Origin of the sequence: Prosthecochloris sp. (genome assembly GCA_015482705.2) — a bacterium.
GTDB lineage: Bacteria > Bacteroidota > Chlorobiia > Chlorobiales > Chlorobiaceae > Prosthecochloris.
Window position 1 is genome coordinate 81,187 of the sequence record JADMLA020000040.1, and the last position, 24,061, is coordinate 105,247.

Genomic DNA, 24,061 nt, shown 5'->3' on the forward strand with positions numbered 1-24,061 from the left:
TGAACGTTATAGAGGATTATGGAAACAAGACGGGTATATCTTGATCACAATGCAACGACACCTCTTCACCCTGAGGTGAAAAAGGAAATGGTCGAGGCGATGGAAATGTTCGGTAATCCATCGAGCATGCATTCCTTTGGAAGAGAAGCGAGAGCGAATGTCGAGCATTCGAGGCAGGTTGTTGCGGATTTCATAGGAGCTCACGAAGATGAAGTTGTTTTTGTCGGGAGCGGATCGGAAGCGAACAATACCGTACTTTCTCTGTTTGCCTGTGCGTCGAACCTCTGTTTACCCGGTTTCAGAGCCAAGACATCCATTATCACGACCAAAATTGAACACCCGTGTGTATTGGAGACGTCCGAATGCCTTGCGCATAAGGGAACAATGGTAAAGTTTCTCGATGTCGATCAGTACGGCCGGATCGACATGGATCAGTTCAAGGAGTATCTTACCGATAACGTCGGGCTGGTTTCGGTAATGACGGCCAACAACGAGATCGGTACGATTCAGGATATTGCTGAAATCACGAAGTTGGCGCATGAAAACGGTTCTTTGGTGCACACCGATGCGGTACAGGCAGTTGGCAAAATGCGGATGAACGTCAGTGATCTCGGGGTGGATTTTCTCACTATGAGTGCCCACAAAATATACGGACCTAAGGGAATCGGGGCTCTCTATGTGAAGAAAGGAACTCCTTACTGCCCGTTTATTCGTGGTGGTCACCAGGAAAAAGGACGGCGTGCCGGAACGGAAAATACACTGGGAATTATCGGATTGGCCAAAGCCATAGAAATGCGCGATGTGGAAATGGATGAAGAGGAAAAACGAATGGTTGAGATGAAACAGGCGTTGAAAAACGGTATCGAAGGATCGATCGATGATGTTGTTTTCAATGGACATCCGACCCTGAGTATGCCGAATACGCTGAATGTATCCTTTCCTGGCGCGGAAGGTGAGTCTATCATGCTTTATCTCGATCTTCAGGGAATTGCCGTTTCGACCGGTTCGGCATGTGCATCGGGATCGCTCGATCCTTCCCATGTCTTGCTTGCCACCGGATCGAGTCCTGAACGTGCTCATGGTTCTATTCGTATCAGCATGGGGAGGGACACGACAATGGAAGAGATCGGGTACATGCTTGAAGTATTACCCGGAATCATAAATAGAATAAGAAGTATGTCAACAGCTTATATAACGGGAGGCGAACATGTTGCAGCCAAGTGAATGGGTGTATACCGATAGATTGAAGGAACATTTCATGAACCCGAAGAACATTCTTCAGGGTGAAAATACCGATGAGTTCGACGGGGTAGGTATGGAAGGCAACCTTTCCTGTGGGGACCAGATGATGGTGGTTATCAAGGTTGACAAGGATGCCGAGATTATAACCGACTGCCAATGGAAAACATATGGTTGCGCAAGCGCTATTGCCAGCACATCGATTCTGTCCGAGATGGTCAAGGGCATGACGCTTGATCAGGCGTTCGACATTTCGCCGAAAGATGTAACCAAGGAACTTGGGGGGCTGCCGGAAAATAAAATCCATTGTTCCGTGCTCGGTGACAAGGCGCTCCGGGCGGCCATCAACAACTACTTCGAGCGCAATGGCATGAGCGACCGGGTTCGCAAGGAAAAAACCAAGGTGGTTTGTCAGTGCATGAACGTTACCGATGCCGAGATCGAGGAGGCCATTCTCGAGGGGGCGCGTACCTTTTACGAGTTGCAGGAACACACCAAGCTCGGTACGGTATGCGGACAGTGTAAAGACGAGGCCGAGGAGCTGATCGAAAAATACAAGCATCTCCATTTTGGAGAGTAAGCGATTTCCGTTCGTTTTTTACCCGTGTCAAGAGGATGTCAGAAATGGGCTGCCTCTCGTCGTGTAAGAGGCGGTAATCGTTTTTTGTTTATTTCCCTCCTTGGTTGTCATTCCCTCCGAAGTATCGCCCCGTGAATTCTCTTTTCGCGAAGCGTCCTGACCCTGTTTTTTCTGTCATTCTCAGGCATGGACCCTTGAAACCCGAAACCGCTATTTCACGGAGCGCCATGATCCCCCTATTATAGTCATCCCCGGGCTCGACCCTGGAATCCATTTTTATTGTTAGTCAGTATGGATGCCGCATCGAGTGCGGCATGACTTGGACGGAAATGGGCGTCGAATCACCCTGTGAAATCCAAGCATGTATTTCACGGAGCGGCATGATCCCCCTATTATAGTCATCCTCGGGCTCGACCCGGGGATCCATCTTTTTTGAAAGTCAGTATGGATGCCGCATCGAGTGCGCCATGACTTGGGTGGGATATGGCTATTGAAGGGGTGTACTCTCAGGCAACTCCTTCTCTTTCACGAGGACATCGGTCAGTCGCTTCCATTCTACAATAAGTTTCTGCAGCTCGATTTCCCGGTTGATAAGGGTGAAGCGATGTTCTTCGAGACGGTTTACCTCGTCAATGAGATCGTTCAGATCAGTTTTTCCCAATGAATAGTTCTTTTTTTCATCCCTGACGACAGCCCGGGATATGGTTATCTTTTCCTTTGCAAGCAATATCAGGCTGCGCTGGCTCTCTATTGTCCGGTAAAGATTCTTCAACGAGGTTTCAAGCGATAGTCTTGTATTGCCGGTTGAAAGAGCGGTGCGCCTTTGATTGATAAGGCTTATGTCATGACGGGCGTGTTCCTGCTTGTCAGGTAAAGGCCATTGCAGGGTTACCCCGGTAAACAGAGCGTGGTCGGGATCGGTGAAAAACCTGTCGTCTCCGACAAGGTCATAGCCTGCGCTCAGATTTATAGAGGGTAAAAGCCTGTCTGCAGCTTGGGCGACTTCTGTTCCTGCTTTTTCTTCCAGAAGATTCAGAATCGATGCTGTTCGGCTCGATTCCTGAAAGGTAAGGATTTCGGTTTCGATGTCGTATATACGGTTATAGTGTTCCTCATCGGGTTTGGCGGGTACAGGCCTTTCTGTACCAACGGCTCTGATGGCTTCCATGATGAGATTTGTCTGGACAAGGTAATCGTTTTTCAAGGCAATCATACGCTCTTTCCTCGATACGGTCTGTACCATGATCTTGTTGACGTCGATTGGAAGGGCGATATTGTTTTTCTTCCTTTCACGAATATTCTCGAGCTGTTTTTTTGCATCTTCATACGCGTTGGAAGCGGTTGTAAGATTTTCTGATGCGGCATACCAGTCATAGTAGAGCCCGATCAAACTTGCCAGATAATCTTCATATGCTTCAGCAATCTGATAGTTGGCTATATCGTTTTCAATGCCTGACAGTTTTTCCAAAAGACGGTTTGCCTTGCCGAATGCGTTTTCTGCAATCGGTTGTACGATCGCAATACTGAATTCCGATTCGTTCTCTCCCGAACCAAGACCGTAGTCGACAGCATAAGAGGTTGACAAGCGGGTCCCGCTTGCCGGGAACAGTTTATCCAGTGCGAAACTGTATTGCGTTCCACCGTCAGGATCTCCAAGCATGAGAAGGTACTTTCCTTTGACGGAAAGAATGAGATCGTCTGCCGGAAGGGTAAGTGTTCTGGTATACTGTAACGGGAGTTTGTCGATGAGTATCTCTTCAAACACCGTATTGCGCTCTGCTGCAAGCCGAACAAAGGCATCGAGAGGGAGTATTTTTCCTCCGGCAAATGCTGTCGGTTCCATCGGGATACTGAACATAAACAGGAATGTGACGGCGGCCGTCGTCCTACGAATAAACTGTTGCATAGGTATCGTTATGCTTTTTCCGGACGTTGCGTTCGGGTTATCATAACCCGGTAGAGGCAAGGAACGAGGAGCAGGGTTACAAAAGTTCCACCAATCAAGCCCCAGGTCAGCGCAAGCATCATCTGTGAGAGCATCGGATCGTAGCCTGCCCATCCATAAGCTGTCGGCAGCATTGCGGCAACAGTTGTCAGTGTCGTCAACAGCACTGCCCGTAGACGGGTTGAAGCCGCTTGTGAAATCAGATTCTCCAGGTTTTTACTGTTGTTGTTGTTTCCTGTTTCTCTGTCGAGCCTCGTGACCATGATGATTGCGTCATTGACAATGACTCCTGCGAGACCAAGAGTACCGATGACAGCGAAAAATCCGTAAAACTCAATCCCATGGAGGACGAATGCTACGATGATTCCGGTCAGGCCGAAAGGAATTGTCAGCATGATAAGCAAGGCTTTTCGCAAAGAGTTGAACAGTAGAACCAGCACGATAAAAATAAGTGCCAGAACGGAAAAGATGGAAATGATGAAATCTTTCCTCGATTCCCTACTGTCGAGGATTTCTCCGTCGAATTCAAGAGTGGTTGACGGATAGCGTGAGGTTATTCCGGGAAAGATCTCCTCTTCGAGTGTTTCTGCGATATCGAGCGGATTTTTACCGCTTTTACTATCGATGTCGGCATAGATCGAGGTGTACCGTACCCGATCCCGGCGCACAATGGAGTTGGGTTTTTCGATTTTTTCCACCATGATGACGCTACGCAGGGGAACGAGGTATTTCCCCCTGTTTTCTACCGGCACCTCGAGTAGCGATTCAAGTGACCGCTTCGATGGCTGAGTAATTGAAAAACGGACCCCAACCGGTTCATTGCCGGAGCTGAACTCGTATAGTATGGTGCCTTCAAGAGCAGCCCGAAGCGTTTTGGCGGCTTCGGAGGGGTCTATGTCCAGGCGCTTGATCTTGTCTCTTTCGAGGGTAATGCGGTACTCCGGAGAGGATTTCGGTTGATCCTGTTCGACGTTGATCAATCCCGGAATGTTCCGCATCGCATCGGCAAGTACATTCGCTGCTTTGCGGCGGGTGGATTCATTATTTTCTTTTATGACCACTTCTACCGGGCTTCCGCTCTCCTGGCCGTGGCGGGTTTTACTGAACCTGAGATTTGATAACGTCGTGGAGGATTCTGCTGCCTCTCGCCACCCTTCGATGAGCTGGTCAGCGGTTTTCCCCCGGGATTCTTTAGGCGCGATTTCAATTCTCATTCGGAAAACATTATCCTCTACTACTGATCCGCGGCGGGATTTTGCGATTTCATTTCTGAAGCCTACCACTTCTCTTCCGATGGATTTGGCGATACGGTTCTCCAGAGGCTGTGTGGATTTTGCGGTTTCGTACTGTGTACTTCCTGAAGGGCTTTCTCCTCTGAGTCGGATCTCCCGGGTTTCCTCGTCGGGAAACATAGAAAACGCCAGGAAAGAGTCAGCAAGCAGAATCGATGCAGCGAATCCCAGAAGAAAAAGCGTAAGAATCGGCCACCTGAAAGGGAGCAGATTCTCGAGTAACCAGGCATAAAAAGATTCCCAGGTTTCAAACCAGTGTTCGCGTTTCGAACTCGCTCCTTTTCCGAGGGAAAGAGTCAAGTGGCCCGGAAGAATGAACAGCGCTTCGAGCATACTGCCGGTTAGCATCAACGTAACGACGGCAGGAATGAATGCTACCATCGCCCCGAAACGACCCTCAAAAAAGAGGAGGGGAAGGAACGCGAGACAGGTGGTTAGAATACTGGCGATGACAGGCAAGAAAACCATCGATGTTCCATCGGTTGCCGCCCGATAGAGGGGAAGGCCCGATGAGGCGGTGCGCTTGATGTTTTCTGCAACGACGAGAGCATCGTCGACAACGATACCCATCACGATGATAACGGCTGCAAGCGTAATGTTGTTGATGGAATAGCCTATGAGGAAAGCTCCGGCAAGGGTGAAGCAGAAACTGAACGGTATGCCTGCCGCCACCCAGAATCCAGACCGGAAGTCGAGGAAAATAAAAAGGATAATGAGGATGAGTGCAAAGCCTATTCCACCGTTGATGCCGATAATTGAAAGGCGGTTTCTCAGGTCGACGGCTTCGTCATCGAGTATAACCAGTCGAAGCGTGGATGTATCTCGTTGAAGCGATTCGAATTCGTCGACCACTTTGTTGACGGCACGCAAGGCTTCGAGGATTCCTGCTCCCGAGCTCTTGGCGACCTTGAGCATGATTCCCTCGTGCCCGTTGACTTTGAGGACACTCCGGTTTTTTTCATGTCCATAGGCTACCTTCGCGATATCACCGAGACGGAGAACCTGTCCTTCGAATCCTCCCTGGATGGCTAAAACCCGAAGTGCTTCTGGAGTGCGGAGTTCGCCGTACAGGGTCACTTTCGGTTCCTGCAGGGTTTCAATGTTTCCTGCAGGCTGGCGGATATTGTTTCGGTTTATCTCGTCCATCACCGTATTGAAGGGGATATTGTACTCTTCGAGTTTTGCCGGATTGACCCTGATATGGATTTCATCGGCGAGGTATCCCGAGCGGGTAACTCGACTGACTTCGGGAGCCGCGAGGAGCCTTTTTTCGAGATCGAGCGCACGAGCCTGAAGCCAGCGGCGCTGTTCTGTATCGAGCAGGTGTTCACCATGAAGGATCAGCCCGACATCGATAATTGCTTTACGGGATGTTTTGAAAACCCGAATGCGAGGATCGTTCCTTATAGCATCCGGAAGGTCGACGGCAAAGACCTCCTGCCGGATTTCGGTCACGATTGTGTCGATATTTCCGGGTTCGAGTTCGGCTGTTATGATACAGCTTGCCGTTGCTGTTGAACTGACGAGGCGTTGTATTCCCTCAACCGAACCAAGCGCTTCCTCGAGGGGATCGGTAACATGATATTCGACTTCCTCTGCCGACGCTCCCGGATAGTTTACGGATATCCTTACGGTATCGAAGGTGATATCCGGCAGTTCCTCCTTTTTAAGACCTGACCATGCGAGAAGTCCTGCGGCAAGAACTACCACAAAGACCATGTTGGTCAGAAGGTGCCGGTGTATGAAAAAGGCTATGACTCTATCAAGCACATCGACAGAACGATCGTTATCAGGTTTCCAGGTTCATATATTACCGAGAAATATGTTAATCCTTTGAAAATTATACGGCTCCTTGTATCTATCTACCAAACATGGTCTGTAAGAAAGAATGTGGGTAAGTGAAAATCTATGACAAAAAAAGTGCACATACGAACCTTCGGCTGTCAGATGAATCAGGCTGATTCGGAAATTATAACATCACTATTGCAGGATGAAGGGTATGTAGTGACGGATGTTGAAGACAGTGCGGATCTTGTAATACTCAATACTTGCGCCGTAAGAGAGAATGCGGTTGAGAAAATCATGAATACCCTGGATAACCTGAAAGGAAAGCGGCGGTTGCGGCCCGGTCTGCTTGTTGGGGTCATCGGTTGTGTTCCTCAATATTACCGGGAAAAAATGTTCGGTATGTCCGAAGGGATCGACTTTCTTGCCGGCCCGGATACCTATCGTCAATTGCCTCTGTTGATAGAAAATGCCGAACGGGGGATACGGGGGGCCAATCTTGCACATATTCCGGAAGAAACCTACCAGGGGATCGAGCCGTCCCGGACGGGGAGGATCAGCGCTTTTGTTCCCGTCATGAGGGGATGCAATAACATGTGTGCGTTCTGTGTCGTGCCGTTTACCAGAGGAAAAGAGCGAAGCCGATCGACAACATCGGTGATTGACGAAGTTGAGCGGCTCGTTGAGAAGGGGTATAAAGAAATAACGCTTCTCGGTCAGAATGTCAATTCCTATTATGACGGCGATACCGGTGACAGGTTTGCCGGACTGCTGGAAAAAGTAGGGATTGCAGCCAAGGGTGTGCGTGTGAGGTTTACCACATCACATCCGAAAGATATTTCCGAATCTCTGGTGCGTGTCATAGCGGAGCATGAAAATATCTGTAATGCGGTTCATCTGCCGGTGCAGTCAGGTTCGACGAGGATGCTCGAACTGATGAACAGGGGACACAGCAGGGAAGAGTACCTTGAAAAAATAGCGATGATCCGGAACTCCGTTCCCGGGGTTACGATTTCGACGGACCTTATTGCCGGATACTGCGGGGAAACCGAAGAAGATCATTGCGAAACGTTGCGCATGATGGAAGAGGTCCGCTTTGATTTCTCTTACATGTTCTACTACTCGGTACGGCCGGGCACCTATGCAGCCGAGCATTTGCCGGATGATGTGCCCGAAAAGGTGAAAAAGCGCAGGCTCGAAGAGATAATCGCTCTTCAAAACAGAATTTCGGGAGAGCTCCACAGCGCCGAAATCGGGAACGTCGTGGAAGTACTTGCCGAATCGGAAAGTAAACGGTCCGAAACAATGCTCATGGGCAGAACCGGAACAAACCGGGTTGTTGTTTTTGACCGCAATGGCTTCCTGCCGGGAGACCTGGTTCAGGTTTGTATTGCATCTTCGACATCGGCGACTCTCGTCGGAACGCCTGTCAGTTCTTCATAGGCTTTTTTATGTTATAGTCTATTTGTAAATTAGCTTTTTGCATGTGAGTATCTCGATCAACACAGCGCTCTCCAGTGAGCGAACTTCAGCAGTACAATGTCAGTTACCGTCAACCGCCGTTTGAGTATAACCGATAAGGTCCGGGCACATCTTGAAATACTCGATCCGGTGACCTGGATCAGTGTTTTTCCATATCTTGCGGGTGGAGTTATGGTTTCCGGAGCCATGCAGCCGACTCTTCACGATTATCTTCTTCTCCTTGCTCTTTTTTTAATGTTCGGTCCTTTGGGGACGGGTTTCAGCCAGTCTATCAACGATTATTATGACCTGGAACTCGATAGGGTGAATGAACCTACCCGGCCTGTTCCATCGGGAAGATTGACGGAAAATGAAGCAGTCTGGAACAGTGTTGTGGTTTTTCTCCTGGCTCTCGGGATAGGCATTTTTCTCGGACTCTATATTGGAGGTACCCGGGGGATGATCATTCTTGGTTCCATCGTGGCCGGTTTGATCATAGGATATATTTATTCTGCACCACCGTTCAAGCTAAAGAAGAACATTCTTACATCAGCTCCAGCTGTTGGATTTTACTATGGTTTTATAACCTGGTTTTCCGCTAATGCACTGTTCAGCGACATTCGCCCTGAAGTCTACTGGCTTGCCGGACTTAACTTCTTTATGGCGGTGGCTTTGATCATTCTCAACGATTTCAAGTCGGCAGAAGGAGACAGGAAAGGTGGATTGAAGTCGTTGACCGTCATGATAGGTTCGAAGGGCACATTTCTTGTGTCTTTCATTATTATCGATCTTGTTTTTCTCGTTTTTGCGTGGCTCGAGTTTCGATGGGGTCTTTACCCGCTGGTTCTGCTGATGTTGGGAGGGCTCTTACTGAACATCATACTGCAGGTAAGACTCTATAGAGATCCGGCGAGCGGTCTTTCCATAGCGAATACCGTTGTCGAGGACGGGTTCGGCAACGCGATCGGTCAGAGTGAGGTTGTCGAGCACAAGGCCTTCTTACAGTTTCAGGTTGCAAACAATATTTTATTCCTGTTCAATAACCTTATCGCTGCTGGTGCAATTGGACTACAGTATATGAACTGATTATCTGAAAGTTGTTTTTTGAAAAAGTACTTTTGGTTTTCCGTTGCAATACATTATGGGTTTTTTAAATGGTACAGGATTTATAAATTCCTTCCCTTGGCAAGGGGGGGCACCGTGGAAAGATGGCGCGAGGTGCTCCAGAGGGCCATGCCTTTTGCTTTCATGTATAAAATAGAGAACGTATTAAAGAGGTCTCATGTCAGTTATCGCTAAAAAACGTTTAAGTTTTACGGACAAGGTAAGAGCTCACCTTGAAATACTCGATCCGGTGACCTGGATCAGTGTGTTTCCGCCATTGGCTGGAGGTGTCATGGCGTCAGGGGCTATGCAGCCCACGTTGCATGATTATTTATTGCTTCTCGGGATTTTTTTGATGTTTGGTCCTTTGGGCACAGGGTTCAGCCAGACCATAAACGATTATTACGACCTTGAACTCGACAAGGTCAACGAGCCTACAAGGCCTATTCCTTCGGGTCGTCTGACCAAGAAGGAGGCTGCATGGAACAGTGTTGTCGTTGCTGTTCTGGCTCTTGCAATCGGTATCGCTCTTTGGCTGCATATAGGCGGTACCAGAGGGTTGATTATCGTTTCTTCGATCACGGCAGGCTTGTTTGTTGCCTATATCTACTCGGCTCCTCCACTCAAGCTGAAGAAGAACATTCTCACCTCTGCACCGGCGGTGGGTTTTTCATACAGCTTTATTACGTTTTTTTCGGCAAACGCACTGTTCAGTGACATTCGTCCGGAAGTATACTGGCTGGCAGGACTCAACTTTTTCATGGCTGTCGCGCTGATTATTCTCAATGACTTCAAGTCTGTCAAAGGAGACAAGGAAGGCGGTTTGAAATCATTGACGGTGATGATCGGCACCCGAGGTACGTTTCTGGTGTCGTTTATTATTATCGATGTGGTGTTTCTTGTTTTCGCCTGGCTCGAGTACCAATGGGGATTTTATTACCTGGTCGTTTTAATGCTCGGAGGGCTTGCCATGAATATTTACCTTCAGGTAAAACTTTTTATCGATCCCAAAAGCGGGGTGGGATTTATGGAAAGTGCCGTTGATGATGTGTTTGGCAATACGATAGGACAAAGTGATGTTTCCGAACATAAAGCATATCTGAGATTTCAGGTGGCGAACAATGTGTTGTTTTTATCCAACAACCTTTTTGCTGCTGGTGCTATCGGTATGAAATATATGTAAGGGTTGTGTCGTTGTTTTGCCGTAAACAAAAAAATCAGCTGTAATGGGTACTGTACAAATGACTTTTTTTTCCCTTCCGGTTGTTTGGCATAACACTCTGGTGGCCGCTCTTTCCCTCGTGTATGTTTTCAGCGTACCCCCCCTTTTAGATTACCTGGTGACGAATCATAAGCTATCGAGGGATATAAGCCGTAAGATCACTCATATCTGTGCAGGATCGGTAATCGTTTTTTTGCCTTTGTTTCAAGATGGCCACTGGACACAGTATCTGAACGTTTCCCTCTTTGTTATCTGGGGAATGCTTTTTTTGCAGAAGGGGTTTTTTGCTGCAGAAGATGATCAGGCCATCAAAACCATGACTCGAACCGGTGACCGGCGTGAACTGTTGAAAGGAACACTGTATTTTGCGATAGTCGGTATTATCTGTGGCACCGTTTACTACAAACAGGTGCCCGGTATTCTTGCTATGGCTATTCTCGGTTGGGGGGACGGGCTTGCGCCTATTGTCGGCATGAAGCTCGGAAAAATGAAGTACAAGGCATTCTGCGAAAAAACCGTAGAGGGAAGTCTCGCTTTTTTTGCAGGGAGTGCTCTGGCCGGGATGTTTTTCGTCTGGCTGATCGTACCGGAAGCATTCAATCTTTCAACTATCCTCATCATTGCGCTTGCGGCAACCATTCTCGAGGGACTGAGTCCGAAAGAGGTTGACAATATTCTTATTCCATTGGCAGTGATAGGACTTACCTACCTTCTTTGAACGGAGTGACGAAACTCGCACCCGCATGTCGAAAAGTTTCTTTGTCAGTGATATTCACTTCGGGCTTCAGCCCGATCAGCAAGAGAGTCGCAAAATGGAGCGTTTCGAATATCTTGCTGAAATAGTTCGAAAAGACGGGAAGGCTCTTTTCCTGGTCGGTGATATTCTTGATTACTGGATGGAGTTTCGACATGTTATCCCAAAATATTTCGATGGTTTTCTTTGCTTGCTCAAGAGGCTCGTTCGAGAGGGTGTCGAGGTGCATTATCACGCAGGTAATCATGATTTCTATCTCGGAGATTATTTCAACAAATCGCTGGGTGTGCAAACATGGTACGGTATTCGGGAGACTCTCATCAGCGGAAAAAAGTTTATTATCGCTCATGGTGACGGTCTGGATCAAAACGATATCGGGTATCGGCTTTTTGTCAAGCTTGTTCGTAACCGGTTCAATCTGTTTTTGCTCTCAAACATGCAACCGGATCTTGCAATCGCCATAATGAGGAAGTTTTCACGTTTGAGCCGCAAGCATGGCAGACCGGGCATGCATGGGGAGGCTGATTTTTTATTCCAGTATGCTGACGCTATGGCCGGGAAAAAAGATTTTGACTATTTTGTGTGCGGTCACAGCCATGTGCGGGGTCAGAAGCAATTATCCAACAACCGCAGTCAGTATATCAATCTCGGGACATGGATCAACGGAGAGTATCCTTATGGTGTCTGTGAAGAAGGGGTTTTTACCTTGCACCAGCTGTAGAGAGATTCCTATTAAACAACAATATAATCATGACAATGAGTGTAACTGAAAACATTTTGAAACTGGGTTTGCCGAAAGGGAGTTTGCAGGACTCGACGCTGGATTTGTTTGCAAAAGCAGGGTTTCATTTTTCTGTCAAGAGCCGTTCATATTTTCCATCTATAGATGACGATGAACTGGAGGCTATACTTATTCGTGCTCAAGAGATGGCACACTATGTCGAGCTTGGGGCATTTGATGTCGGACTTACAGGAAAAGATTGGATCATCGAGACCGACGCCGACGTTGTCGAAGTATCGGATCTGGTTTATTCCAAAGCTTCCATGAGACCTGTTCGATGGGTTCTCGCTGTTCCTGAGAGTTCACCGATCCGGTCGGTAAAGGACCTCGAAGGGAAACAGATCGCTACCGAAGTTGTCAACATTGCAAAAAAATATCTCAAAAAGCATGGGGTCAGCGCCCATGTGGAATTCAGCTGGGGTGCAACGGAGGTAAAACCACCCGAGCTTGCCGACGCGATTGTCGAGGTTACCGAAACAGGTAGTTCTCTCCGTGCCAACAAGCTTCGTATCGTTGATGTTCTGCTTGAGTCGAACACAAAGCTCATTGCCAACAAAAATTCGTGGAACGATCCATGGAAACGGGAAAAAATAGAGAACATGGCCATGCTTTTACAGGGTGCCATCAATGCTCAGGGAAAAGTCGGGCTCAAAATGAATGCACCCAAGGCATCTCTGGATAGCATTATCGGCATCATTCCTGCCCTTCGCCAACCGACAATCGCTTATCTTGCCGATGGGGAATGGGTTGCACTTGAAGTTATTGTAGAGGAAAAGATAGTTCGTTCCGTTATTCCCGAACTGAAAAGAGCGGGTGCCGAAGGTGTTTTCGAGTATAATATAAGCAAGCTGATCGACTAATTCCTGAACAGGGCAATAGCCCGGCATACCGGGCTGTAAGGTACAGAGAACACAGCTGTAGTGAATTACCGCAAGCTTCCTGCAACAACGCAGATTCTGTATGGTCGGTTATTGCTCAATTCAGGCGAGTTTTTTCGGGCAGAAGTCCTGCGTTTTCGTCTTGGTTTACCCTTCAGCGATCACTCTGTATACATCGACAGAGGTTAAAACAACGCCATCTCGTTTCATTGAAGGAATACGATGCATACATAATAACTCATTAGGACGTTATATTGTAGAGTGTTTCAGATCGTAAAAGCTTTACTCGTCACCAGGGCTGCTCATTGTATTGTTATTGTTACGAACACGAACGATTCGCGTGCAAGGCGAACGGAGCACAGAACCAGGAGTGAAACTGTACTCATCAGTCCTGTAATGAGTTTTTTATGTAGTCATCCTCGGGTTTGAACCGGGGATCCATCTTTCAAAGAAAGTCAGTATGGGTGTCGTATCCCTGTGAAGTCTGAACACCTGTTTGACGGGGCGGCATGACTCTCTGCCGGAAACCTATGTATGGTGACCGAGCCATGGAAGCAGTGCTTTTGAGACAGTCTCATGAGGATTTCCGTCACCGCTCGACAAAGTAATTGAATCGCGGAACAAATAAAGAGAGGTGCCCACTTGTCACTACTCGACCCGATGCTTGTCTATCAGCTCATAATCACCTTCTGTCTTCTTGCCTTTCTCGGTATTCTGCTCTGGAACATGAGGGAACTGCCCTTCCTTCCAAAGCACAAACCGGAGACCGGTTCGCCGCTTGTTTCCGTCCTTGTGCCTGCACGCAATGAAGAAAACAACATAAAGCGCTGTATTACCTCTCTCCTGCATCAGGAGTATGAAAATTACGAACTGATTGTTCTCGATGACGGTTCAGCCGACCGTACCGGAGAGATTCTTGACATGTTGCTGTGTTCGGACGGTGGGACTCGGCTTCGGATTATGGCGGGTAAACCGTTGCCATCGGGCTGGCACGGAAAGGCATGGGCATGCGACCAACTGGGAAAAGTGGCCAAGGGAGAGCTTTTACTCTTTACCGATGCCGACACCTGTCATTCCCCTGATAGTATTTCCCGGTCAGTTGCAGCCATAGAGGAGAGCGACGCCGATCTTCTGTCCATGACACCGCGTCAGGAAATGAGGTCCTTTTGGGAAAAGCTGGTCGTTCCTTTGATTTATTTCATTCTGCTCTGCTACCTTCCGCTGAAACTTGTTCCGGCGACACAGGCTCCTTCACTGTGTTTTGCGAACGGCCAGTTTCTGATGTTCAGACGCGACATGTATAAATGCATTGGAGGTCATGCTGCGGTGTGTACCGATCTTGTCGAAGATGTCTGGCTTTGCAAAGCTGTAAAGAGACAGGGCGGAAAAGTAGTGAGCTACAATGGAATGGAAACCGTGAGCTGCCGGATGTACAGGACTTTTGACGAGGTATGGCAGGGATTTTCGAAAAACCTTTTTGCCGGGCTGGGCTATCATTCCTTCGGGCTGTTCTTTCTTATGCTGGTTACGGCTTTGGTCTACATCGTGCCTTACGGCTTCGTTGCCGCATCAGCGGTGGCCGCTGATTTTTCAATTGTGTATTTCTGGTTTCCTCTCTTGCAGGTATGTATAGCCCTTTTATGCAGGCTGTTGATCGCTGGCAGGTTCCGCCAGCCCATAACGGGAGCTTTGCTGCATGTATTCTCACAGGTCGTATTACTCGGTATAGCCGTCAACTCATTTTATCTCGTTAAATTTGGTAACGGATCACAATGGAAAGGGAGGCGGTACAATTTTTCCGGAAAGAGGGGATAGCTTTTTCGTGCGGTTTAGTTGTACAAGTAAGGCGATAACCCAGAAAGGAAAAGGAACAACTATGGAAACCATTGCAGTAAGTGAACTGCTGGCCAATCTCAAAAACGTAATGCGGCGTGTCGAGCGCGGTGAAACCCTTGAGATTACCTCGATGGGAAAGGTGATTGCGCGTCTTGTTCCTCCGGAAGGCGAGCAGCAGGAAGCGAGAAGGAAACTGAAAGAAATAGCACGAACGGCATCACTGCATGACGTTTTTTCTCCACTCGGTGAAGAGTGGGAGGCTGAAAAGCAAAAATCATTCTCGAAACGTATGTGATTTTCTGGGATGCAATGACCCGATCGAATTTGAGCGTTCACTGATGCATCGAGTGTGTGTTCGGAGCCAAAAATCTTCCTGAATAGGCAAGATCCCTCAAACAATCCGTCTTTTTTTTTATTTTTACAGCGTATGTTTTACAGCTGAAATAGTTTTTGCTCAATTACGTTAAACCTCAACAGTGTCATGGGTTTTTTATCAAAATTGTTCGGAAAAAAGGAAGAGGAACTCAAACGCCCCCAGGTCAGGGAGGACGAAGCCCTGATCAAGACTCTTGAAGGCCATGAAGACAGGGTGCTCGGTGTCCGGTTCAGTCCGGATGGTAAAAAACTGGTGAGCGGCAGTTTCGATGAAAAAGTCATGCTCTGGGATGTAGAAACAGGTCAGGTATTGCATACGATGTCGGGTCATACAACCTGGGTCAAGTGTGTCGATTACAGTCCTGATGGAGACAAGGTTGCAAGCGGTAGCATCGACAGTACGGTGAGAATCTGGGATGTTGAAACAGGCAAATGCCTCCATGTCTGCAAAGGTCACGACACAGAGGTGCGCATGATTGCTTTCAGCCCTGACGGCAGGACGCTTGCAAGCTGTTCACGTGATACGACGCTCAAACTCTGGGATGTCGAGTCTGGCAACGAGCTGAAAACCCTTACCGGTCATACATCCTATATCGAGTGTGTGGCTTTCAGCCATGACGGAAAGAAACTGGTCAGTTGCGGTGAAGAACCGGTGGTCCGGATATGGGATATCGAAAGCGGCAAGAATACGGCCAGTTACAATACAAAGGATCGGCTTTCTCATTCGGTCAGCTTCAGCCCTGACGACTCGCTTGTTATCCTCTGTGGCCGTGATGCGGCTGTCAAGATACTCGATGCCGGTTCCGGGGAAATAAAGCATATCATGGAAGGCCATGAGGATGGCGTTCGCGGTGTTTGTTTCAGCCCTGATGGTAAAAAAGCAGCCAGTGTTGCAAATGACGAATCCGTTCGTCTCTGGGAAGTGGAGACAGGAAAACCGCTGCATACGTATCGGGGCCACGTGCTCGAGGTGCAGTCCGTGGATATTTCGCCTGACGGTAAAATAATTGTCAGCGGTAGCGACGATCGCAAGATCAAGCTATGGGCGGTAAAGTAGTACGGCGTTCACTGCCTTTACGAAAAGAGTTTTCTTGCGAAACCAAGCAGTCCGCCCAGGTCGCCGGCCTTGTCGATGATGTTTTCCATCAGAGAACCGTCGGGGCTGGCCTTGTCGATCATTTCCGGCAAGGCATCGGCAAGAGCGTCTTCAGCGCTCTTTTCGCTCAGGCCGAGTGTGGATGCGAAGTCGGCTATTTTATCGGGACCGATCAGGTTTTTGATGGTTTCGCCTGAGACCGACTCGTTTGCGCCGTTCCCGAGCCATGACGCGGCAACGTCACCTAGCTCGGATTCCTTCATTTTTCCAAGCAGTGTGCCAAAATCAAGTTTCCCTTCGTTTCCTTTGAAAAGATTGCCGAGAGCCGATGAAAGCCGAGCCGTGTCGAGAGACGTTGTCGTTTCGTCATCGTTACCCTGGATAACCGATGCGCCCAGGTTAAGCAGGTTTTCAATGTTCATGGTTGGCGGTATTTCAGGATGAAAGAATAAGGGTTGATGTAGTAAAACAGTTTTTTAAGTGTACCCAAAATTATTACAAGAACTTTGAAAAATGTTTGTCAGCCCAAACAGGGTCATACTGCTCGATATAGGTAATGTCATTGTTGATGTTGATTTCGGTGCATTCTGTACAACGGTTGCAGCGAGGTCCGGTGACGAAAAAGCTGTTTTTGAGAAGTTCTGTGTTGGCGATTTCAAAGGCAGGCTCGATAGTGGAGATGTTTCGATCACCACTTTTCTTCAAAACATAGCTCATGATCCGCTTGTCCGGACTATCTCTATACAGGAAGTCAAAAAAGCTTGGCAAAACATTTTTTCGCTTAAAGAAGGTGCCCGAGAAGGGATTGCCCGGTTGAAGCGGAATCATCGTGTATGGGTTATGAGTGATACCGATCCTTTACATTTTGCCGCTCTTTTGAACAGGTTTCCTGTATTGAGGGCGATGGATCGCTTCTACCTTTCCTTTGAGCACGGTTTTCTGAAAAGCTCTCCAGAAGCCTTTGTTCATGTTATGGAATCGTCCGGTATCGAACCTGATGATTTTCTTTTGATCGACGATAAGCCTGACAACTGTTTTTCCTGCAAAAGTATCGGGGTCGATAGTATACTTTTTACAAGCTGGAGCGACCTGCCGGGAAAACGTCTTTTTTCCGGTTGAAAGGATTTCGGAAGCTATGCCGCAACGATGAGAGTGACAAATACCATAACGATTGAAGATTCGGATATAGATATCCGGGCTCTGCGGTCTCGAGGTCCGGGAGGGCAAAATGTCAACAAGGTTGCCACGGCAATTCAATTGCGTTTCGATATTCGTGCGTCTTCTTTACCGGACATTTGCAAGAAAAGGCTTCTCGCCCTTCATGACAAGCGGATCACAAAGGATGGAGTGATTGTTATCAAGGCCCAACAGTATCGTTCGCAGGACAAAAACCGTCAGGATGCTCTTGACCGCCTGAAAGCGATTGTTCAGGGCGTGATGAAAACCCGAAAAGTGAGAAGAGCGACCCGTCCAACCTCCTCTTCAAAGGAAAATCGGCTCGAAGGAAAGGCAAGGAGGAGCCGGATAAAGCGGTTGCGAAAAAAGGTGGATGAAGAATGAATGGCCGGTACTTTCAAATGTATCGGACCGTTGGGGAGGTTTTCGGGAGAGTTGTTTTTTGCAGTTACTGGGTAGAATGCGGTTCAAGACGAAGCAGTTTGCCGTTCCTACTGTCCGTTAACAGATACAGGTAGCCGTCAGGTCCTGTCCGGACATCCCGGATCCGTTCTTTCAAATCCTTCAACAGGATTTCCTGATCGATGATTTGTTCTCCTTGCAGTATAACCCTTCTGAGGTGCCGTTGTACCAGTGCTCCGATAAAGATATTGCCTTTCCAATCCGGAAAAGCATTACCGTCATATATGGTCATACCCGAAGGGGCTATAGAGGGGATCCAGTAAGCCGAGGGTTGTTCCATCCCTGGGAGTGCTGTCTTCTCGGAAATGATAGCTCCACTGTAATCCACTCCATACGTTATGGCAGGCCATCCGTAATTTGCTCCTGATTTGAGTATGTTGAGTTCATCGCCGCCTTTAGGACCATGTTCATGGAACCAGATGTTTCCTGTTTCCGGATGAAGAGCGATTCCCTGCACGTTTCGGTTTCCGTAGGTGTAGAGCTCGGGTTGATAGTCATTACGGTCGATATATGGGTTGTCATGCGGAAGAGTGCCATCGGGATTGATACGGATAATCGAGCCGAGGTGGTTCGATGTGTTCTGAGCCTCGTGCATTCGGCCTTTTTCTCCAAGGGAGATAATGAGCGTTTCGTCCGGGGCGAAAAGAAGGCGAGAACCGAAATGTATACTGGAAGATGTTTTTGGTATGGCCCGGAAAATAACCTGTACGTTTTTCAATGATGACCGGTCGAGAACGGCGCGGGCAACTTCCGTTCCGTAGCCCCCATCACCTTCTGCGACAAAAGAGAAGTAGAGGGTCCGGTTTGCAGTGAAATCAGGATCGAGGATGACGTCGAGCAGGCCTCCCTGTCCGGTCGGGTGGATATCGGGAAGACCGGTTATAGGATGAAGTTCACCGTCTACTTCGTACCGCAACATGTTACCGCTTCTTTCGGTGATCAGAATATCGCCATCAGGAAGAAAGGCGAGAGACCATGGAAAATCAAGGTTGTCGAGTACGGTCACGATCCTGAAGTCTTTCGATGCCGGAGCTGTTTCTGGTGGCTTTGCTGCACAAGCTGTCAGGAAACAGAAAGAAAAAAGCAGGTGCAGGAGAGTTCTATAGATGACCATGGTTCAAATCTCTTTCGTGGTTGTCCTTGATTACAAAGACAACGAACCGGAGATGTGAAAGGTTGCGAGTGGGGAAGAAAAATGAAAAAACAAGTGATCGTCAGTGGTTCGGTTTCACCTCATGGTTGTCGACTCCGGGCTTGCTTCCCTCTTTTCATGTCATCCTCGGGCTTGACCCGGGGATCCATCTTATATTCTGAAAGCCCTCATGGATGCCGCATCAAGTGCGGCATGACTTTGGGGGGGATGAGATGCCGTATCGAGTGCGGCATGACATAAGGAGAATGGGATACATAGCTTTTTGTAAGGGGTTGAACGGTCAGTTCAGTGTAGATGCATTGTCTGTAGAGGGTTTTGAAAGCTCGGCAACAAGCATGTCGCGATTTTCAAGCTGCATGTGGAAAACGGATACCTGGGCGAGAAAATTGTCCATTTCTGCTTTTGGCAGGCCTTTTGTTTTGCAAGCCGATTTGAGTGCGACAAGAGGATTGAGAAGCTTTCCATGGTGAACAACCCTGAAATCAAGGTGTGGACCGGTTGATCGACCTGTGGAGCCTACATAACCGATAACCTGTCCTTGTGTTACTCGACTTCCGCTTCTCGCATTGGCGCTGAAACGGCTCAGGTGAAGGTACTTGGTATGATAACCGTTCGCGTGTGCTATGGTTACCATGTTGCCGGCAGCACCTTTCCTTCCGCGAAAAACAATTTTACCATTGGCAACGGCATAAACCGGTGTACCTCTTGGTGCTGCGAAGTCTACGCCGCCATGGAAATGACGTTTTCTCAGGATAGGATGTGTTCTGTAACCGAAACGGCTCGAAACTCTCGAATAGCTGCACGGGTTGATAAAGAATGAACTGATAACGGACTGACCTTTCTCGTCATAATAACCGGTGTTCCCTTTTGAATCGGTAAACCGATACGCTGTTGACGGCTGGTTGTCGATAAATATTTCTGCAGCCAGAATTTTGCCGATGCCGACAAATTCATCTCCGAGCCACTGCTCTTCAAACAATATATTATAAGCTGTTCCCGGTTGTATGTCCCGCTTGAAATTTATCTTGTAAGCAAAAAGTTTTTGGAGCTGGGTGATCAAGCCATAACGTTTGTGCTGCTGGAGTTCCGCGGCAAGATTTGAGGATATGGTTCCTGTCAGTGCGGAGACACGGTTTTGGTATTCAAATGTTTCCTGCCAGATATTGAAGGTTTCCGCTTCAGGATCTCTTTGAACATGCAGAACATTCGATGGAGATTGTTGATAGGTAAAGCAAAGAAAACAGCCTGAAGGGTCTTTTTCGATAAGGTAGGACTTGCCGGGACGAAAATTTCTGATCGAGAAGTTCCCTTTAAGCTGTGTCGTGATTTCATGTATTTCCCTGGGTGAAAGTCCTTCTCCGGTAAGGATGCTGTAGAGCGACTCTCCTTTTTGAATCGTTTCTTCGGAGATGATATTGGATAATATCGATTCTTCTTCTATTTCGACATTTTCCAATTCTGTCGTTGCGCCAAGTTCATCATCGTAGTTGTGTAAGAACGGAGACGTTGAGACCAATACGCCTGAGATTCCGATTACTGCAATAACTGTCACAGCTACAAGTACTTTCAATAGCCATGTCCGGTTTTCTTTCAGCGGTTTTTTTGCATTCACCATAGTCGACCTTTTGTTATTTGTTCATTCACTGAGTATGCACGCAAGTTCATAGCTCATCTATTCTTTCGCCTATAAATCGACTGATACAGCCTTGTATATGACAGGATGATTCTGTACTGCATATCTTCGTGGTAGGTTTTTCAAATTTAAAAGGAAAATGGGCATTTCACAAAAAAAACAGGGAGGTAAGCACTCATTTTAGGAAAAAATGTGATGAGTGGCGGCGTTTAGTGACTTTTTAAGTCAAACGTAATGTGAGTACATTGAAAAAAGACTGTTTCTTTTCAGGATGGTCGGGAGAGGTATGTTTGCTACTCCGTAAGCAATCGATGATATCGTCATGGAACTCGAGGTCTGGCAAATACTCGGCATTTCGTTAGGATTGGGACTGCTCGTGGGCCTTCAGCGAGAGTGGTCAAAAGCCGAGGGTGCGGGAATTCGTACCTATCCCATGATTTCCGTGTTTGGCACTGTCTGCGCAATTCTTGCGGAACAGTACGGTGGGGGTATTCTCGTTGGGGGAATTCTTGCTGTCGGTGCGATGATGGTCGTCATGAAAATCATGATGAACATCAATCTTCCTTCATCCGAGCATCCTCATGCCGGTCCTACAACCGGTATGGCTGCACTGTTGATGTTCGCCGTCGGTGCGATGCTTGCAATGGGTATGACCGTACCTGCAATAGCGATAGGCGGAGGTATCGCGGTATTGCTTCAGTGGAAACAGCCGTTGCATGGTTTTGTCAAGCGCATAGGCAAATCGGACATTCAGGCTATTTTCAGACTTGTGCTTATTGCCATGGTTGTGCTGCCTGTATTACCGGATAAAAATCTCGGGCCGTTTGGTGTGTTGAATCCTTCGCATATCTGGCTCATGGTTGTGTTCATCGTCGGTATCAGTGTCAGCAGCTATCTCGTCGCAAAATTTCTCGGCCAGAAAACGGGTTTACTGCTTGGCGGTATCCTCGGCGGTCTTATTTCGAGTACTGCAACCACCATAAGCTACGCTCGCCGCTCAAAAACCATTCCCGGAACATCGTCTCTTGCTGCAATGGTAATCATGATTGCTTCGACAATCGTTTTTGTGCGGGTTGGATTTGAGGTTGCTGTCGTTGCACCGGGGATTTTGCCATATGTGCTGCCGCAGTTTGGCGTCATGTGTATGTATATGGGTCTGATAGCTTTTGCTGCTCATTTTTTTACCGGAGAGAGCGATGAGACGCTGCCGGAAGCTGAAGACCCGTCCGACCTTGGGGCTGCCGTTGCCTTCGGTGCATTGTATGCGTTCGTACTTGTTGCTGTAGCTGCTGCAAAAGAGTTTTTCGGCGATCAGGGACTGTATATTGTCGCGGCTCTTTCCGGGCTTACGGATATGGATGCCATAACTCTTTCAACCGCGAGATTGATCGAGGCTGAAAAAGTTGGTATAGACACAGGGTGGAGGATGATGATGCTTGGTGCAATGTCCAATATTCTGTTCAAGGCCGCTGCAGTCGCGGTTCTGGGAAATCGCCGACTTTTTTTTCGTATTGCATTGCTTTTCGGGATTTCTCTTGCCGGTGGGATGGCGCTTTTGTTGTTCTGGCCGAAAGTGGGGTGAGTGGAAATGGAAAATGAGCAAATCGATTGAGATGTAGCGGTATGATCTTTGCATGTGTCAACGGTATTTTTAATATGATATGATCCTCACTGGCGAGCGATCTCTCCAATGGGATATCCAGAAGGCCGGATTGCCTCGAGGATCAGATTTTTGACTGTTTACTTTTTGAATGTTGACGTTAAAGAAGTGCATTATGCTGAAAACAAATGAAAAAGATCTTGTGGAATTTTTACTGCAGTGTCAGCCGGGACCGCCAAAAACAAGAGGTAGCTGGAGCATCGATCATCACGGTGTACCTTTTCTTCTTCCTTCCATAGGTGGGATAACCCTGAATGTGCAAGTTGGGGACAGTGCTTTTGGTTGGGCGGGAGATCATGTCGAACCCGGTGTGAGTTGTACTGCAGATACGCATAAACCGTTTGATCACCCGAACAATGCATTACAGATTTACTCATGTGTCGGCAATACGGCAACGATTGTCTCAGGTGATGCAAAGGGGGAGAATGGGGTTGTTCTCGGTCATCATGGCGGCTCCGAGCATGTGATGGTTGATTTTCCAAAAGATGTCAAACAGGAGCTCATCTACAGTGATACCATCGTGATTCACGCTAAAGGTCAGGGACTGAAACTCCTCGATTATCCCGACATTGTTCCTTTCAATCTCGATCCGGGATTGCTGAAAAAAATGAAGATCAGAGCAGCAGGAGATGGTGTCCTTCAGGTTCCGGTTACCACGGTTGTTCCCGCGGCATGCATGGGGTCCGGAGTAGGTGCTTCCCATGTTGCAAAAGGTGACTACGATATCATGACGAGCGATGAGGAAACTGTCGGTAAGTACGGGCTCGACAAAATCCGGTTTGGGGATTTTGTCGCGCTTCTCGATCACGATAACCGTTATGGCAGAGCATACCGCCAGGGGGCGGTTTCTATCGGTGTCGTAGTCCACAGCGACTGCCTCGTTGCAGGTCATGGTCCCGGGGTGACGACTGTCATGACCTGCGCAGCAGCACAGATTCAGCCCGTTATCGATCCTTCTGCCAATATTGCCGATCTTTTCGGAATCGGTACTCCTTTGGACGATGGTAAAAAGAAAAGTAGAAAAAAGAAGAGTATATAATATCGCTTGAATGACGCTGGAATTTTTCTTTATCCTTTTCCGTTAATGTAGTTTGCGTGCTCAGGAAATGATTTTGCCTTTTATGTGAACATTGGGATTATTGTTAAAAATACTCTAATGGAGGGCTATCATGGCAATTAAACTGTACGGTCGAGATCCGCTGAAAATGTTTGAAAATGTTTTCAGCGAAACGATGACACCTCTTTTTTCGTCCATGGCTCCATCTTTCAGGGTCGATGTAAGTGAAGATGAAAAAACTATTTACATCGATGCTGATATGCCGGGGGTAAAGAAGGAAGATGTCAAGATCAGCATGGATGAAGATATTCTTACCATCAATGCAGAAAGAACGCATGAGGAAGAAGAGAAAAAGAAAGACTATCATAGGATAGAGCGTTCCTACGGCAGCATGAGCAGGAGCTTCACCGTGGGAGAGAACGTCGATTCCGACAATATCGAGGCGAGCTACGACAACGGCGTTCTTCATATCGTTCTTCCGAAGAAAGAGCCGGCAGAGACGGTGAAAAAGGAAATCGATGTGAAGTGAAATATGAAAACGGTAAACAAGAAACCCTCCGGACTGGAGGGTT

At 47.9% G+C, this 24,061-nt stretch carries 22 protein-coding genes; 16 read left to right on the top strand and 6 right to left on the bottom strand.

The window, feature by feature from the left end:
- Nucleotides 1–18 precede the first annotated feature (18 nt).
- Nucleotides 19–1,224, top strand: coding sequence for a cysteine desulfurase family protein (locus QZ209_RS10465; protein ID WP_294347668.1), 1,206 nt, complete (start codon nucleotides 19–21; stop codon nucleotides 1,222–1,224).
- The gene (locus tag QZ209_RS10470; protein WP_294347669.1) at nucleotides 1,208–1,819 is read left to right on the top strand and encodes an iron-sulfur cluster assembly scaffold protein; all 612 of its coding nucleotides are present in this window, start codon (nucleotides 1,208–1,210) and stop codon (nucleotides 1,817–1,819) included. Before QZ209_RS10465 ends, QZ209_RS10470 begins: the two co-directional genes overlap by 17 nt.
- An 88-nt stretch (nucleotides 1,820–1,907) precedes the next feature.
- On the opposite strand, the gene QZ209_RS10475 is transcribed toward QZ209_RS10470, so the two are convergent.
- From QZ209_RS10475 to QZ209_RS10485, 3 genes are all read right to left on the bottom strand, one after another.
- The gene (locus QZ209_RS10475) at nucleotides 1,908–2,093 is read right to left on the bottom strand and encodes a hypothetical protein (protein WP_294347671.1); all 186 of its coding nucleotides are present in this window, start codon (nucleotides 2,091–2,093) and stop codon (nucleotides 1,908–1,910) included.
- Between the two features lie 213 nt (nucleotides 2,094–2,306).
- A complete protein-coding gene (locus tag QZ209_RS10480; protein WP_294347672.1) occupies nucleotides 2,307–3,725 on the bottom strand; it encodes a TolC family protein in 1,419 nt (472 codons plus the stop codon).
- Nucleotides 3,726–3,733: 8 nt separating this feature from the next.
- Nucleotides 3,734–6,826, bottom strand: coding sequence for an efflux RND transporter permease subunit (locus QZ209_RS10485; RefSeq protein ID WP_294347673.1), 3,093 nt, complete (start codon nucleotides 6,824–6,826; stop codon nucleotides 3,734–3,736).
- Nucleotides 6,827–6,964: 138 nt separating this feature from the next.
- Here QZ209_RS10485 and miaB point away from each other — a divergent pair, with 138 nt between their 5' ends.
- From miaB to QZ209_RS10530, 9 genes are all read left to right on the top strand, one after another.
- A complete protein-coding gene (miaB, locus tag QZ209_RS10490) occupies nucleotides 6,965–8,284 on the top strand; it encodes a tRNA (N6-isopentenyl adenosine(37)-C2)-methylthiotransferase MiaB (protein WP_294347675.1) in 1,320 nt (439 codons plus the stop codon).
- Nucleotides 8,285–8,380: 96 nt separating this feature from the next.
- Nucleotides 8,381–9,388, top strand: a complete 1,008-nt coding sequence (locus tag QZ209_RS10495; RefSeq protein ID WP_294347677.1) for a UbiA family prenyltransferase — start codon at nucleotides 8,381–8,383, stop codon at nucleotides 9,386–9,388.
- A gap of 196 nt (nucleotides 9,389–9,584) precedes the next feature.
- On the top strand, nucleotides 9,585–10,589 hold the full coding sequence (locus QZ209_RS10500; RefSeq protein ID WP_294347678.1) for a UbiA family prenyltransferase: 1,005 nt from the start codon (nucleotides 9,585–9,587) through the stop codon (nucleotides 10,587–10,589).
- 43 nt (nucleotides 10,590–10,632) lie between these two features.
- Complete coding sequence (locus QZ209_RS10505; protein ID WP_294347680.1) at nucleotides 10,633–11,346, top strand: phosphatidate cytidylyltransferase; 714 nt, start codon at nucleotides 10,633–10,635, stop codon at nucleotides 11,344–11,346.
- A 25-nt stretch (nucleotides 11,347–11,371) separates the two neighbouring features.
- Complete coding sequence (locus QZ209_RS10510) at nucleotides 11,372–12,103, top strand: UDP-2,3-diacylglucosamine diphosphatase (RefSeq protein WP_294347682.1); 732 nt, start codon at nucleotides 11,372–11,374, stop codon at nucleotides 12,101–12,103.
- A 35-nt stretch (nucleotides 12,104–12,138) separates the two neighbouring features.
- Complete coding sequence (hisG, locus tag QZ209_RS10515; protein ID WP_294348030.1) at nucleotides 12,139–13,023, top strand: ATP phosphoribosyltransferase; 885 nt, start codon at nucleotides 12,139–12,141, stop codon at nucleotides 13,021–13,023.
- 660 nt (nucleotides 13,024–13,683) lie between these two features.
- On the top strand, nucleotides 13,684–14,856 hold the full coding sequence (locus tag QZ209_RS10520; RefSeq protein ID WP_366515765.1) for a glycosyltransferase family 2 protein: 1,173 nt from the start codon (nucleotides 13,684–13,686) through the stop codon (nucleotides 14,854–14,856).
- Nucleotides 14,857–14,917: 61 nt separating this feature from the next.
- Entirely contained in the window at nucleotides 14,918–15,172 is a 255-nt protein-coding gene (locus tag QZ209_RS10525; protein ID WP_294347684.1) for a type II toxin-antitoxin system prevent-host-death family antitoxin, read from the top strand.
- Between the two features lie 186 nt (nucleotides 15,173–15,358).
- Nucleotides 15,359–16,309: a WD40 repeat domain-containing protein gene (locus tag QZ209_RS10530; protein WP_294347687.1), complete on the top strand. Its 951-nt coding sequence runs from the start codon at nucleotides 15,359–15,361 to the stop codon at nucleotides 16,307–16,309.
- Between the two features lie 17 nt (nucleotides 16,310–16,326).
- Here QZ209_RS10530 and QZ209_RS10535 read toward each other — a convergent pair whose 3' ends face one another.
- Complete coding sequence (locus QZ209_RS10535; RefSeq protein WP_294347689.1) at nucleotides 16,327–16,770, bottom strand: YidB family protein; 444 nt, start codon at nucleotides 16,768–16,770, stop codon at nucleotides 16,327–16,329.
- A 91-nt stretch (nucleotides 16,771–16,861) separates the two neighbouring features.
- Between QZ209_RS10535 and QZ209_RS10540 the strand changes: the two genes are divergently transcribed.
- Complete coding sequence (locus tag QZ209_RS10540; RefSeq protein ID WP_294347690.1) at nucleotides 16,862–17,467, top strand: HAD family hydrolase; 606 nt, start codon at nucleotides 16,862–16,864, stop codon at nucleotides 17,465–17,467.
- 27 nt (nucleotides 17,468–17,494) lie between these two features.
- A complete protein-coding gene (gene arfB / locus QZ209_RS10545) occupies nucleotides 17,495–17,908 on the top strand; it encodes an alternative ribosome rescue aminoacyl-tRNA hydrolase ArfB (protein ID WP_294347691.1) in 414 nt (137 codons plus the stop codon).
- 64 nt (nucleotides 17,909–17,972) lie between these two features.
- Here the strand turns inward: arfB and QZ209_RS10550 are convergent, their stop codons facing one another.
- Entirely contained in the window at nucleotides 17,973–19,100 is a 1,128-nt protein-coding gene (locus QZ209_RS10550; RefSeq protein ID WP_294347692.1) for a PQQ-dependent sugar dehydrogenase, read from the bottom strand.
- A gap of 319 nt (nucleotides 19,101–19,419) precedes the next feature.
- Nucleotides 19,420–20,754 carry a M23 family metallopeptidase gene (locus QZ209_RS10555; protein ID WP_294347694.1) on the bottom strand — a complete coding sequence of 445 codons (1,335 nt, stop codon included), beginning with the start codon at nucleotides 20,752–20,754 and terminating at the stop codon, nucleotides 19,420–19,422.
- Nucleotides 20,755–21,094: 340 nt separating this feature from the next.
- Here QZ209_RS10555 and QZ209_RS10560 point away from each other — a divergent pair, with 340 nt between their 5' ends.
- From QZ209_RS10560 to QZ209_RS10570, 3 genes are all read left to right on the top strand, one after another.
- Nucleotides 21,095–22,354 carry a DUF4010 domain-containing protein gene (locus tag QZ209_RS10560; RefSeq protein ID WP_294347696.1) on the top strand — a complete coding sequence of 420 codons (1,260 nt, stop codon included), beginning with the start codon at nucleotides 21,095–21,097 and terminating at the stop codon, nucleotides 22,352–22,354.
- Nucleotides 22,355–22,547: 193 nt separating this feature from the next.
- The gene (locus QZ209_RS10565) at nucleotides 22,548–23,471 is read left to right on the top strand and encodes a DUF4438 domain-containing protein (RefSeq protein WP_294347697.1); all 924 of its coding nucleotides are present in this window, start codon (nucleotides 22,548–22,550) and stop codon (nucleotides 23,469–23,471) included.
- 130 nt (nucleotides 23,472–23,601) lie between these two features.
- On the top strand, nucleotides 23,602–24,018 hold the full coding sequence (locus tag QZ209_RS10570; RefSeq protein WP_294347700.1) for an Hsp20/alpha crystallin family protein: 417 nt from the start codon (nucleotides 23,602–23,604) through the stop codon (nucleotides 24,016–24,018).
- Nucleotides 24,019–24,061 lie beyond the last annotated feature (43 nt).

Excerpts from the sequence above, each read along its gene's own strand:
- QZ209_RS10465 (WP_294347668.1), top strand. The coding sequence starts at position 19 with ATGGAAACAAGACGGGTATATCTTGATCACAATGCAACGACACCTCTT.
- QZ209_RS10470 (WP_294347669.1), top strand. The coding sequence starts at position 1,208 with ATGTTGCAGCCAAGTGAATGGGTGTATACCGATAGATTGAAGGAACAT.
- QZ209_RS10475 (WP_294347671.1), bottom strand. The coding sequence starts at position 2,093 with ATGGATTCCAGGGTCGAGCCCGGGGATGACTATAATAGGGGGATCATG.
- QZ209_RS10480 (WP_294347672.1), bottom strand. The coding sequence starts at position 3,725 with ATGCAACAGTTTATTCGTAGGACGACGGCCGCCGTCACATTCCTGTTT.
- miaB (WP_294347675.1), top strand. The coding sequence starts at position 6,965 with ATGACAAAAAAAGTGCACATACGAACCTTCGGCTGTCAGATGAATCAG.
- QZ209_RS10495 (WP_294347677.1), top strand. The coding sequence starts at position 8,381 with ATGTCAGTTACCGTCAACCGCCGTTTGAGTATAACCGATAAGGTCCGG.
- QZ209_RS10500 (WP_294347678.1), top strand. The coding sequence starts at position 9,585 with ATGTCAGTTATCGCTAAAAAACGTTTAAGTTTTACGGACAAGGTAAGA.
- QZ209_RS10505 (WP_294347680.1), top strand. The coding sequence starts at position 10,633 with ATGGGTACTGTACAAATGACTTTTTTTTCCCTTCCGGTTGTTTGGCAT.
- QZ209_RS10510 (WP_294347682.1), top strand. The coding sequence starts at position 11,372 with ATGTCGAAAAGTTTCTTTGTCAGTGATATTCACTTCGGGCTTCAGCCC.
- hisG (WP_294348030.1), top strand. The coding sequence starts at position 12,139 with ATGAGTGTAACTGAAAACATTTTGAAACTGGGTTTGCCGAAAGGGAGT.
- QZ209_RS10525 (WP_294347684.1), top strand. The coding sequence starts at position 14,918 with ATGGAAACCATTGCAGTAAGTGAACTGCTGGCCAATCTCAAAAACGTA.
- QZ209_RS10530 (WP_294347687.1), top strand. The coding sequence starts at position 15,359 with ATGGGTTTTTTATCAAAATTGTTCGGAAAAAAGGAAGAGGAACTCAAA.
- QZ209_RS10535 (WP_294347689.1), bottom strand. The coding sequence starts at position 16,770 with ATGAACATTGAAAACCTGCTTAACCTGGGCGCATCGGTTATCCAGGGT.
- QZ209_RS10540 (WP_294347690.1), top strand. The coding sequence starts at position 16,862 with ATGTTTGTCAGCCCAAACAGGGTCATACTGCTCGATATAGGTAATGTC.
- arfB (WP_294347691.1), top strand. The coding sequence starts at position 17,495 with ATGAGAGTGACAAATACCATAACGATTGAAGATTCGGATATAGATATC.
- QZ209_RS10550 (WP_294347692.1), bottom strand. The coding sequence starts at position 19,100 with ATGGTCATCTATAGAACTCTCCTGCACCTGCTTTTTTCTTTCTGTTTC.
- QZ209_RS10555 (WP_294347694.1), bottom strand. The coding sequence starts at position 20,754 with ATGGTGAATGCAAAAAAACCGCTGAAAGAAAACCGGACATGGCTATTG.
- QZ209_RS10560 (WP_294347696.1), top strand. The coding sequence starts at position 21,095 with ATGGAACTCGAGGTCTGGCAAATACTCGGCATTTCGTTAGGATTGGGA.
- QZ209_RS10565 (WP_294347697.1), top strand. The coding sequence starts at position 22,548 with ATGCTGAAAACAAATGAAAAAGATCTTGTGGAATTTTTACTGCAGTGT.
- QZ209_RS10570 (WP_294347700.1), top strand. The coding sequence starts at position 23,602 with ATGGCAATTAAACTGTACGGTCGAGATCCGCTGAAAATGTTTGAAAAT.